This is a genomic window from Alienimonas chondri, assembly GCF_013036045.1.
Taxonomy (GTDB): Bacteria; Planctomycetota; Planctomycetia; order Planctomycetales; family Planctomycetaceae; genus Alienimonas; species Alienimonas chondri.
The window spans coordinates 1-10613 of the sequence record NZ_WTPX01000158.1 but is presented as its reverse complement, the minus strand read 5'-3'; the positions used below and the strand labels follow the sequence as shown (position 1 = coordinate 10613).

The window sequence follows — 10613 nt, the reverse complement described above, 5'->3', positions numbered from 1 at the left end:
ATGCAGCGGGGATTCTTAGGGCAATCGGTCGATTCCAGCCCCCTCACCCCCGACCCCTCTCCCCCCGGTGTTCCTCAACTGGGGGGCGAGGGGAGTGATCCTTGGGCGCCTCCCGGCCGACCCACCACGTCCAGGCGATCAGCACCCCCTGCAACGGCAGCCGCGCCCACAGCAGCCAGAGCGGCGCGGCCCGCCCCGCGTCGGTGCGGTCCGGGTTCACGATCATTTCGAGATGAACCCACAGGAAGCCGACCAGCATCGCGATCAATCCCCACATCGCGGCTTTGCGTAGCCAGGGAATCAATAACCCGATCCCCCCGGCGATCTCCGCGGCCCCGGCGACCGCGTTCCAAACCCCCGGCGCCGGCAACTGCGGCGGCACGAGGGACAGATAGAAGTGCGGATTAAAAAAGTGGTTCAATCCCGCCCCCACGAACGCCGCCGCCAGCGACCAACGAGCAGCAGTGCGAAGACGGAGCATGGGAGCGCCTGTCAGAGTCCCAGTGCGGAGCGAAGGCAGTCGTCCAACTCTGATAGCAGGGCTGACGTCAATCGGCCGATGCGCCGGAGGACGAGCGACCGGTCGGCTGTCAGCAGGTTCTCCGCCGTCACCGCCGAGTCTCGCAGCGCCCCGGCGGTTCGACCGGCGGGCGTGTTCTGTTCAATCAGCAATTGCGTCGACAGGTGCGTCCGCGACGTGTTGCTGGTGAGGGCGGCGAGCACGGTCGCGGTCAATCGGCGATTCAGCGCGTCCGACTGCACCACGACGGCCGGGCGAACCTTCGAGGCGCCTCCGTCGCTGTAACCCCAGTCCAACACCACCACGTCCCCGCGATGAACGGCGGGGGGGCGGGGCGAACCGCTCACGCCGCGTCCCCTTTATCAGTTTCAACGTCGTCGTCGGCTGCGGGGACGTGGGCGTACTCGTCCAATCCCGGGTCGTCCCACACATCGGCCAAGGTGTCCTCGGCGATCCTGTAGCCCGCGGGCGAGGCGAACCCGTCATCATGCGTGCCCCCGCAAACAGCGCCCGCGGCGGCTCGCAACGCTCGATAAGTCGATGCGGACAGGATGACGTATTTCCGGTGCGTGGCGGCGTCTTCAACCTCCACCGGCGCGTCCGCCGAAGCGGCGAGGGCGTCCCGCAGTTCATCGGTGAGGCGGGCGGTCATGGGGAGAGTATAGTCGGTCGACCGGCGTCGCGGCGCCCGGCAACGGCATAGAGACAGTCGCCGCTCGGGCGGCTGGGGCAGCAGTCCGAGCGCCGGCGAGGCTCCAAGGCGCCGCGGCCCCGTCGGTCAGAACGAGAACTTGCCTTCGCGGACGATCTCGCCGACCGGTTTGCGGCCGGACGGCTCTTCCCGCTCGCGGAGTTCCTCGGGCAGATCGGCCGGGTCGCCGTGATGGCCGACGGCGAACATCGCCTCCACGGCGAAGTCCTCCGGCACGTTCAGGTCCCGACGAGCTTTGTCGAAGTCGAACCCCGCCATGCCGTGGACGACCAGCCCCATCGCCGCCCCCTGCAAGGCAAGGTTTTGGTAGGCCAAGCCGGAGTCGAAGGTGTGTACCGGGTTCGGCTTGTCGTTTCGCGTGAATGTCTTCTTGGAAAGCACGACCCCCAGAACCGCCGCGTCGCCGCACCAGCCTTTATTCGGCTCGGCCAGCAGGTTGAAGAAGTCGGTCCAGTGCGGCGTCTCCCGGCGGGCGTAGAGGAAGCGCCACTCCTGTTCGTTATACGTGCTCGGCGCCCACCGGGCGGCCTCGAACAGCCGCATCAGTTGGTCCTCCGCCAACGCCTCCCCGCTCATCGCCCGCGGCGACCACCGCTTGAGAAACAGCGGTTCGATCGCATGATCCGCTTCGCGGACAGGCAGGGCGTTCGGCAACTCCGACACGACGACACTCCGGGGACACGGGGGCGGGGACGAGCAAGATACCACGCCGGCCGAGCGACGGACTCGTTCTTCGAGCATTCGCTTCGGGCGTTCTCCACGTCGCCTTGTTCCACTTGCGGGAGGCGTTTACGCTCCCGCGGCAGACTCATCAACGAACTTTGACGGGATAATCTGGTGCGCCGCGCGATGCAACGGTCCACGCATTGGGAACGTCGTCGGTGGCTGCAGGGGGCGGCCGCCGCGACGGTCGGACTGGGCGTCGGTCGACGCGCCGCCGCGGCGCAGGACGAACCAGTGGAGGACGTACCGACGACGGAGGAACCCGCGGAGGACGAACCGGCGGCGACCGTGCTCTCGACGCAGACGATCGGCCCGCAGCCGGGCCGCTACGCCGGCTGGCCGACGCTGGCCCGGCGGTCGAACGGGGACCTGGTTCTCGTGTTTTCCGGGGGACGCGAGGCGCATGTCTGTCCCTTCGGTCGGGTGGACTGGATGGTCTCCCGCGACGAAGGGGCGAGTTGGACCTGGCCGCGCACGCTGCTCGATTCGGCGACGGACGACCGGGACGCCGGCGTGCTCGAAACCTCCCGCGGCACGCTGCTCGTCACCACCTTCACCTCCGACGCCTGGGAGCCGATTCTCAAACGGGCGGAGGCCGCCGAGTCCTGGCCGGCGGAGCAATTGGCCCGCTGGCAGGCCGCCCGGCAGCGGCTGTCCGAGGAGGAACGCCACGCCGAACTCGGAACCTGGATGATTCGCTCCACGGACGGGGGCCGCTCCTGGTCGTCTCGATACCGCGTCCCCGTCAACGCCCCGCACGGGCCGGTCGAACTGGCCGACGGCCGATTGTTCTATGCCGGCGTGCAATTGTGGCAGACCCCCCGTCGCGTCGGCGTCGCCCAGTCGACGGACGACGGCCTCACTTGGGAGTGGCTCGCCGAGATCCCCGCGCGACCGGGGGACGACCTCGGGGACTATCATGAACTGCACGCCGTCGAAGCGCCCGACGGTCGGTTGGTCGTTCATATTCGCAGCCACAGCCCCGCGAACAACCGGGAGACGCTGCAGACGCACTCGGACGACGGCGGCCGCAGCTGGGCGACGCCTTATCGCATCGGCGTTCAGGGCTATCCGTCGCACTTATTAAAACTGCGGAGCGGACGCTTGCTGACGACCTACGGGTATCGTCTTCAACCGATAGGCAATCGCGCCCGCTTCAGCGACGACGGCGGTCGCACCTGGTCCGCTGCGCTGACGATCTCCGCCGACGCGCCGTCGACCGACGTCGGCTATCCCTCCACGGTGGAACTCGACGACGGCACGCTGCTGACCGTCTGGTACGAACGCCCCGCCGACGCTGACGCCGCCGTCCTCCGCCAAGCCCGCTGGCGGTTGAGTGGCTAGAGCGAGGCGCCCCAGCCACGCGCTCGGCGATGCATTAATTGACAGGAGGGAAGAGAGCGAACAAGGCTTCAGCCTGACGGATCTTGAGCCGTCTTGGATGGTTCAGATTCAACGCCGTGATTGTCCCGCGTCCGATCGCCGTCAGGGGGATGATCGCTTCCCCCTCCCACCGAAAATGCTCCGTCCATGAGAGGCGACGCGGGTCGAAGAGCGGGACGAACCGTCCGTCCGCGGAATCGGAGACCTGCACGCGATCGGACTTGTGCAGATTGCACTGGGGGCAGGCCCAAGCCAGATTTTCAACTGTGGTCTCCCCGCCGCGGGAACGGGGCCGAACGTGCTCGACGTGAAAGGTCGCCCCCTGCAACGCTTGGTGCATCCGGCAATATTCGCACCGATCGCCAGCCCGCTGACGAACGACGTCCAGCAGGGAGGGTTCGCCGGGGTCACTCACCCCGGAGCGCTGCCGAGCAGGCCGAAGGCGTCCGCTCGGACGAGGGCGAGGGTTTCGCTCATCTCCACCAACGAGGCGAGTTCATCCCGTTCTGCGGGTGTGAGGGTTCCCTCGGTATTCCGGTCCATTAACTCCGTCAACCGCCGGTCCGTGCGGTCCGGCAATCGGAGTTCACTCACGGACCGCACCCACCCCACCGGCGCCGCGACGGTCGCGGCGTCCCCGGGTTCGATCGGCGGCGGCGGGGCGGCGGGCATGCCGTAGGGTACGGCGTGACGGCCGGGGCTCCAAGAGGCGTTCGGATGACTGCCACAGCTGCCGAGTCGAGCGAAGTGAGAGGATGTCCCGGAACGGTTGATCGTCGAACGCCCTCGCTCGGGCGTCACTGGTTCTGGGGCATCCGCTCCGCTCCTGCCCCAACCACCCGGCCCGAGTCCAACGTCGAATGGCAGTCGGCGCTCACTGACTGAAATTCAGGAGACATCCAAGGGCAATCATGGCCGTGCCAAGTACGGTCTGAATGATGCGATAACCCGACGCTCCCAGAAAGTCTCGCAAGGCACGTGATGTCTGGTTGCTGGGGTTCATGAAAAAATCCCACTGGAATACTGCGCCGCAAATGGCAAACGCCCCCGTCAAGACGCAAATCCAGCCTATAATGTTGCCTGATGGATCGTCGAAGAGGGTATCCACTTACCTATCCTTGGTGCATAGTCAGCGTTGAGACTGGGGACGGCGTCGGGGGGCGGCGTCATCTTATCGGGAACCGACTCCCACGGAGGGGTCCCCTGATCAAGAAGTCCTACGTCGTCCGCCCGTCCCCGCCCGGCTAGCGGCGGGGGCCAGCGCCGCCTGCCCGCTGTGTGCCATGCTCTCACCGCGGCGTGAGCGGCGCCGGGCAGCTCTGTCACGTCATGCCGCAGGGTGAGCATGCCGAGCGACGGGCGATCATGAATGCCCCGAAACGACTCCCCGGTGTGCCACTGGCGTCTCGCCAGTGAGAGCGACGCGGTTCGCAGATCGGGCGTCGCGTGGTTCGTCCACGTCGCTCAGCACTGCCAAGATGCCAGTGCCACCACCCGGTGTACTAAAAAGTCCCATTTTTCCCTCTATCACGAAGGGCTCTTAGGCGTAAAATGTCGACAACTCCCAGCTACAGACTGAGCGATGAACCGCATCTTCAGAGACGTTTGCACAAATCTCTATATTCGGCCGAACATCCCAGCCCGGGACCGGCTACCGTATACGGATACTTTCGATGAGTTCTACCGGGACTTCCTCGCAGAGAGTCGCGTCGGCGTCAGTCAGAATGAACTGTGGCGAGGCCTCTGCCGATTACAGAAAGACGGAGATCTCCGGGTAGAAAAAGATAAAAGCCGCCACCATACCGATCCGCTCCAAGGCGTCGATGAATTGGTCGCTGATCTGATCGACCGACACGCGCCGTCCCTCGCTAGTAGAGATCGTCTACCGTACTCGCCGGTCTTCGAACGCATTTACACCGATTTCGTAGTCGAATCGGGCCAGAGCGTCAGTCGGCATCAGTTCTGGCGGACTATCTGCAACGCTTCAGGGCAGAAGAACCCGTAAGGCAGATAGCGTCACACCGCCGTTTTGCTCGCGATCACGGCATCTAACTCTGCCTTTAGCTTCGGCAGGATTTCGTCATAGGGGTAGCGGCCTAAATGCTCCGTGCCCTTCTTGAGATTCACGAAGTTCGGGGCGCACCACAGGCCCAAGTCGGCGTCGTCGGTTTCGCCGGGGCCGTTCACGCGGCAGCCCATCACGGCGATCGTCACGGCGTGCTGTTTGGCATAGCCGGTCATCTCTTTGACGGCGGCGGCGAGGTCCACGAAGGCCTCGTTCTCCACCCGGCTGCAACTCGGGCAGCTGATAATATTCAGGCCGTTCGAGTCGAACGCCACCACGCTGCGGACGCGGCCGTGTTTGATGTCGTCCAGAATGCCCCGGCCGGCGTCGATCTCCTCGTACTTGCGGTCGTTGGGGACCGTCAGGCTCACGCGGATCGTGTCGCCGATGCCGCGGCTAATTAACTGCTCGAAGGCGATGCGGGTTTTAATCACCCCCTCCGGCGGCATGCCGGCTTCGGTGACGCCGAGGTGCAACGGTACGTCCGGCCGCTCCGTGGCGAATCGGCGGTTCACTTCGATGACCGCCGCCGGATCGCTGTCCTTCAGGCTCACCACGAACCGCTCGAAGCCGATCGAGTCGAGAAACGCACAGTGATCCAGGGCGCTTTCCAGCATCGGCGAGAGGTCGTCGCCCTGCTCGTACTTCTCCGCCTTGGCCGGGTCCACGCTGCCGCAGTTCACGCCGACGCGCATCGCGCAGTCGTGCTCCTCGGCGATCCCGGCGAGGTATTTCACCTTCTCCTGCCACGGCTTTTCGCGCTCGTGGTGATAGAGATGCCCGGGGTTATATCGCAGCTTGGCGACGAAGGGGGCGACGACCTCCGCAAGCCGATAGTTCTCCTGGAGATCGACCGACAGGTTCGCCGGCGTGCCGTTTTCGTTGAGACGATCCGACAACGCCCGCAGGCCCTCGGCGTCTTTTTTGGAGTCGACCGCGACGCGAATAATATCGGCGCCGGCTTCTTGCAGCTGGCGGACCTGGGCGAAGGTGGCGTCGACGTCCGGGGTTTTGGTGGCCGTCATGCTCTGGACGGCGATCGGGTTCCCGTCGCCGACCGTCACCGACCCCACCCGCACCGCCCGCGTGGGATTGCGGGGCAGCTGTTTCAATTCATCGCCCACCTGCGCCCCGTCGTCCGGGGTGTGGGCGGAGGGAAGGACGGGCAAAGACACGGGGGCGAACTGCGTGGGGAGGCGGAACCGACCCCCATCTTACCGATCGCGGTTCCTCGGGTTCACCCCGCCGCAGCGTCCCGCGACGGGGCGGCGTCCAACTTCAACCGCCCCACGATCCAGTCCGCGCGAGCGGCGAGGGCGAGGTCGGCGTGGTCGGCGGCGGCGCGAAGCTCGTGCAGACAGCGGGCCGCCGAGGAGAGCAGGATCATCGGGTCGCCGGCGGCCAGGCCGGAGAGCGTCGACAGGCGGTCGGTGAGCGGTCGGGGCGGGCGGTCCGGCTTGGGCAGGGGCTCCGTCGGGAACGTGAACGGGTCCGTCACGCCCAGCAGCGCCTTGGTGATGCTCTGCAACGCCCCCGAGAGCACGTCGTGGCGGGTTTCGATCTCCGACACGACGCCCCGCACCGCATTCTCGCCGGACGCCGCCCTCAACGCCGTCTGCAATCGCACGGCGGCGTCCTGCATGTCGCGGACCGCCGGGCGGGCCTCACGCGTCGCGCAGGCGAACGTCAACAGCTCTTCAATCCCCGGCAGGACGTGGTCGGGCAGCTTTGCGGCGACGCCCGGGGCGGCGTACAGGTCGAGCGCCAGCAGGCGGGCGTCGGCGGGAGCCTGCTCCCAGTCCCGCACGGCCAGTTCCGCCTCCTCGCGGGCGAGTTCGGCTTGGTTAAGCTTTTTCCGCAGGGTGAACAGGTCCGCGCCGGCCTCCGCATGGGCGGCGGGCCTGAAGGCGGCGCCCGCGTGCCGGGCGAAGATCTTCCTGCGGCGCTCGCCGACTTTGTGCAGTTTCGCCACGGCGTCCCGCAGCGGCCCCTCCGCGGCGTCGGCGTCGGCCCGCCGCTGTTTCAGTCTCGCGAGATGAGCCTTCTCGTTCGTCGGCGCCTCCAAGTGAGCCCGCTCGTACGGCAGCAGGCGGACCGAGGGGGCGTCGATCTCCTCGTCGTTCGCGTCCGGGGACGACGCGGCGGAGTCTTCGGCGGGCCGGGTCGATTCGTCGTGAACACGCTTGGAACGCCGCGATTTCTTCGGCTGCGAACCCGTCGGGCGGTGCGGGTTCGGAGGGAGCGGGCGGACGGGGGCGAGGTCGTTCGGGTTCGGCCTCCGCCCGAGCATCGCCCGATAATTGTCCAGCGTGACGTCGCGGCAGAGCGCCGCGAAATCGCCGAATAAATGCATCGCCGGACCGTCCAGCGTCAGCCCCGGGCCGCCGGTCGCCTCCAATCGCTCCCCCTCCCGCCGGGCGGCGGCCAACCGGCGGGCGGTGGTCGGGTGCGAGACGAACAGCGTGTCGAACAGCCCGCCGCCGCGGAGTTCTTGCTCCAGTTCGCACGCCTCCTCCTCGCTGAGCCGCGGGGCGTGGTGCACGCAGAGCGCCGTCAGGTCGTCCGGCGGGGCGCCGTTTAATAACGCCGGCACGAGTTCGGACATCGCCCCGCGGTAGCCCAGGCTCAGTTCGATGAGCCGGCGGGAGGAATCGGCGAAGACGTCCGCCCCGACGAGACGGGTCTCGTAGCGGTCGGCGTCGAATTCCATCTGCCGGGAGAGCGCTGCCGTCGATGCTCGGGCGACGTACAGCAACAGGATCAGCGCCCGCCGGGCGAGCCACACGCAGGCTGCGCACAACCAGAAGGGCAGGGCGATCCAACTGTCCGCCGAGCATCCCTCCGCGATCCATTCGTCGACCCGATCTCGTTTAAAGACCGTGCGGATCAGCCAGGACTGCACGGACATCGCCGCCCCGGACAGCCCCCGCCCGCCGCGTTGGGCGAAGTGACCGAATTCATGCGCGAGGATCCCCGCGAATCCCGCCGCCGACAGGCCGGCCGTCAGCGGGACGCCGATCGTGAGGACGAACTTCCCCCCGAACAGCCCCAGGAACCCGCCTTGATAGCCGGCGGACATATTCACTTCCGCATCGACCCGCACCTGGTCCGGCTTGGGGGCGTTGACGGCGTCGCAGACGCGGTCGATGAGGACGAACAGCGTCGGTTGGTTCGTACGATGCAGAACCCGCCACTGGCTCCGCCCGCCCTGCGGAGCCGCCAGCGGCTTGAGCAACGCCAGAATCACCGCGGCGCCCGCCAGCCCCGGCGACAGATACAGCAGCACGGCGAGAATCTGCAGCCGACCGCGGCCGGCGCTCAGCAACGCGGTGTGCTCCGCGAAGTGGTAATACGTAGCCCACCCGACCGCTGCGATGAGAGCCAGATAGGCGATCGGCAACAGCAACGCGACCGCCGCCGCGATCAGTGCCACGATTCGATATCCCAACGACGCTCGCACCGGCCGGACGTCGTTTTGAATCGCGGCGACGACGTCCTTCGGCGTCAGCTTCGACGCCCTTTTGGGCGGCCGCGGCCGGGGCGGCTTCCGCCCGGCAGGCGCGGCGAGCGGGCGGTCGCGCTTCTTCCCGCGGACCCGCGGCGGCAGCGAACGCGACATCCGTGGAGGGAGCGGGGCCATACGGCCTGACGAACGAGCGGTCTGTGAACGAGCCAAAGGCAGGCGGGCGACCGCGAGTGTACCGGGGGCGTTCGCGGGCGCGTCAACGGTTCCCGGAACGGCGGGGCGCTCCGGTCAGGTGGGCGGACGCCTTTCCTCCGCCGAAGCTCAATCGTCGTCCCAAGCCCCCGGCCGCTCGCCCTCCAGGATACGCTTCATCACGTCACGATCCTTGAACAGATCGACGAGGACCTCGGCGACGAACCGCAGGTCCAGATCCGCTTCGAGCCGATGATCGATGGAATGGTAGTACGCCTTGAGCAGTCTCATGTAGGCTCTGCCCACGATCGTCTTCAAAACCGGATCGTCAGTTCCGGCCTGACGAAAGTACTCGCGGGCCGAGTCCTGATTGATGATGCGGTGCGTATTCATCGGTCGTCGCGCGGAGCGGTGGGCGTCGCTCCAAATCATCCCGCTGGCAGCGCACGAAAGCGACCCGGACGCTTGGGAGCGTCCGGGTCGCTGAGACTCTGAAAGGCGCGACGGTCGGTCAGACCTTTTTGTCGTCGATCCAGTTCATCATTTCGCGGAGCTTCAGGCCGATCTGTTCGACGCCGTGCTCGCGTTCGCGGCGGCGGGTCGCTTTGAAGCTGGCCTGGTTGGCCTTGTTCTCCAGGATCCAGTCGCGGGCGAACTTGCCGCTCTGAATGTCCTCCAGCACGCGCTTCATCTCCGCCTTGGTTTCGTCGGTGATGATGCGGGGGCCGGTTTTGTAATCGCCGTACTCCGCGGTGTTGGAGATGCTGTACCGCATATAGCTCAGGCCGCCCTGATAGAGCAGGTCGACGATCAGCTTCAGCTCGTGCATGCACTCGAAGTAAGCCATTTCCGGCTGATAGCCGGCTTCCACCAGCGTATCGAAGCCGGCTTTGACCAGTTCGGAGACGCCGCCGCACAGCACGGCCTGCTCGCCGAACAGATCGGTTTCGGTCTCTTCGGCGAAGGTCGTTTCGATCACGCCGCCGCGGGTGCCGCCGACGCCCTTGGCGTAGGCCAAAGCGAGGCCGCGGACTTCGTCGGTGTTCGTGCCTTCGATCTCTTCCAGAGCGATCAGGCAGGGGACGCCGCCGCCGGCTTCGTATTCGCTGCGGACCAGGTGGCCGGGGCCCTTGGGGGCGACCAGGGCGCAGCCCACGCCCTTCGGCGGATCGATTTGATTGAAGTGGATGTTGAAGCCGTGCGAGCACATCAGCACGTTGCCGGGCTTCAGGTTCGCGGCGACGTCGGACTTATAAACGTCTCCCTGCACCTCGTCCGGGAGGAGCAGGTTGACGAGGTCGCCGGCCTCGGCGGCCTCGGCGGCGCTGACGGGCTTGAAGCCGTGGCTGACGGCGAGGTCGTAGTTCGCGGAGCCTTTCCGCTGGCCGACGACGACGTTCACGCCGCTGTCCCGCAGGTTCTGCGCCTGGGCGTGGCCCTGCGAGCCGTAGCCGAGAATGGCGACCGTCTTGCCGTCCAACAGGGACAGATCGGCGTCGTCTTCGTAATAAATCGTCGCGGCCATCGGGGGGCTTCGCGGGGGGTTGGGGAG

At 66.7% G+C, this 10613-nt stretch carries 12 protein-coding genes; 1 reads left to right on the top strand and 11 read right to left on the bottom strand.

Annotated elements, in window-relative coordinates:
* Positions 1 to 43: 43 nt before the first annotated feature.
* From LzC2_RS17895 to LzC2_RS17880, 4 genes are all read right to left on the bottom strand, one after another.
* The gene (locus LzC2_RS17895) at positions 44 to 481 is read right to left on the bottom strand and encodes a DoxX family protein (protein ID WP_171189396.1); all 438 of its coding nucleotides are present in this window, start codon (positions 479 to 481) and stop codon (positions 44 to 46) included.
* 11 nt (positions 482 to 492) lie between these two features.
* Positions 493 to 867 (bottom strand): type II toxin-antitoxin system PemK/MazF family toxin, encoded by a 375-nt coding sequence (locus LzC2_RS17890; protein ID WP_171189395.1) that lies wholly within the window; start codon positions 865 to 867, stop codon positions 493 to 495.
* Positions 864 to 1172, bottom strand: coding sequence for a hypothetical protein (locus LzC2_RS17885; protein ID WP_171189394.1), 309 nt, complete (start codon positions 1170 to 1172; stop codon positions 864 to 866). The genes LzC2_RS17890 and LzC2_RS17885 overlap by 4 nt, the downstream gene beginning before the upstream one ends.
* A gap of 126 nt (positions 1173 to 1298) precedes the next feature.
* Complete coding sequence (locus LzC2_RS17880) at positions 1299 to 1895, bottom strand: nitroreductase family protein (RefSeq protein WP_315854732.1); 597 nt, start codon at positions 1893 to 1895, stop codon at positions 1299 to 1301.
* A gap of 186 nt (positions 1896 to 2081) precedes the next feature.
* Here LzC2_RS17880 and LzC2_RS17875 point away from each other — a divergent pair, with 186 nt between their 5' ends.
* Positions 2082 to 3299, top strand: coding sequence for a sialidase family protein (locus tag LzC2_RS17875; protein ID WP_185168679.1), 1218 nt, complete (start codon positions 2082 to 2084; stop codon positions 3297 to 3299).
* Positions 3300 to 3333: 34 nt separating this feature from the next.
* Here LzC2_RS17875 and LzC2_RS17870 read toward each other — a convergent pair whose 3' ends face one another.
* The 7 genes from LzC2_RS17870 to ilvC form a co-directional block, all read right to left on the bottom strand.
* The gene (locus tag LzC2_RS17870) at positions 3334 to 3753 is read right to left on the bottom strand and encodes an HNH endonuclease (RefSeq protein WP_171189392.1); all 420 of its coding nucleotides are present in this window, start codon (positions 3751 to 3753) and stop codon (positions 3334 to 3336) included.
* Positions 3750 to 4010 carry a hypothetical protein gene (locus tag LzC2_RS17865; RefSeq protein WP_171189391.1) on the bottom strand — a complete coding sequence of 87 codons (261 nt, stop codon included), beginning with the start codon at positions 4008 to 4010 and terminating at the stop codon, positions 3750 to 3752. The genes LzC2_RS17870 and LzC2_RS17865 overlap by 4 nt, the downstream gene beginning before the upstream one ends.
* 202 nt (positions 4011 to 4212) lie before the next feature.
* A complete protein-coding gene (locus LzC2_RS22405; protein WP_171189390.1) occupies positions 4213 to 4446 on the bottom strand; it encodes an Imm17 family immunity protein in 234 nt (77 codons plus the stop codon).
* Between the two features lie 908 nt (positions 4447 to 5354).
* Positions 5355 to 6515 (bottom strand): (E)-4-hydroxy-3-methylbut-2-enyl-diphosphate synthase, encoded by a 1161-nt coding sequence (gene ispG / locus LzC2_RS17855; RefSeq protein ID WP_194362427.1) that lies wholly within the window; start codon positions 6513 to 6515, stop codon positions 5355 to 5357.
* A gap of 125 nt (positions 6516 to 6640) precedes the next feature.
* Positions 6641 to 9022, bottom strand: a complete 2382-nt coding sequence (locus LzC2_RS17850) for a M48 family metallopeptidase (RefSeq protein ID WP_171189389.1) — start codon at positions 9020 to 9022, stop codon at positions 6641 to 6643.
* A gap of 168 nt (positions 9023 to 9190) precedes the next feature.
* Positions 9191 to 9454 (bottom strand): hypothetical protein, encoded by a 264-nt coding sequence (locus tag LzC2_RS17845; RefSeq protein WP_171189388.1) that lies wholly within the window; start codon positions 9452 to 9454, stop codon positions 9191 to 9193.
* 118 nt (positions 9455 to 9572) lie between these two features.
* Positions 9573 to 10586, bottom strand: a complete 1014-nt coding sequence (gene ilvC / locus LzC2_RS17840; RefSeq protein ID WP_171189387.1) for a ketol-acid reductoisomerase — start codon at positions 10584 to 10586, stop codon at positions 9573 to 9575.
* Positions 10587 to 10613 lie beyond the last annotated feature (27 nt).

Bases quoted from the DNA above. Each gene is read 5' to 3' on its own strand.
- LzC2_RS17845 (WP_171189388.1), bottom strand. From the start codon at position 9,454: ATGAATACGCACCGCATCATCAATCAGGACTCGGCCCGCGAGTACTTT.
- LzC2_RS17875 (WP_185168679.1), top strand. From the start codon at position 2,082: ATGCAACGGTCCACGCATTGGGAACGTCGTCGGTGGCTGCAGGGGGCG.
- LzC2_RS17865 (WP_171189391.1), bottom strand. From the start codon at position 4,010: ATGCCCGCCGCCCCGCCGCCGCCGATCGAACCCGGGGACGCCGCGACC.
- LzC2_RS17895 (WP_171189396.1), bottom strand. From the start codon at position 481: ATGCTCCGTCTTCGCACTGCTGCTCGTTGGTCGCTGGCGGCGGCGTTC.
- LzC2_RS17850 (WP_171189389.1), bottom strand. From the start codon at position 9,022: ATGTCGCGTTCGCTGCCGCCGCGGGTCCGCGGGAAGAAGCGCGACCGC.
- ilvC (WP_171189387.1), bottom strand. From the start codon at position 10,586: ATGGCCGCGACGATTTATTACGAAGACGACGCCGATCTGTCCCTGTTG.
- LzC2_RS17885 (WP_171189394.1), bottom strand. From the start codon at position 1,172: ATGACCGCCCGCCTCACCGATGAACTGCGGGACGCCCTCGCCGCTTCG.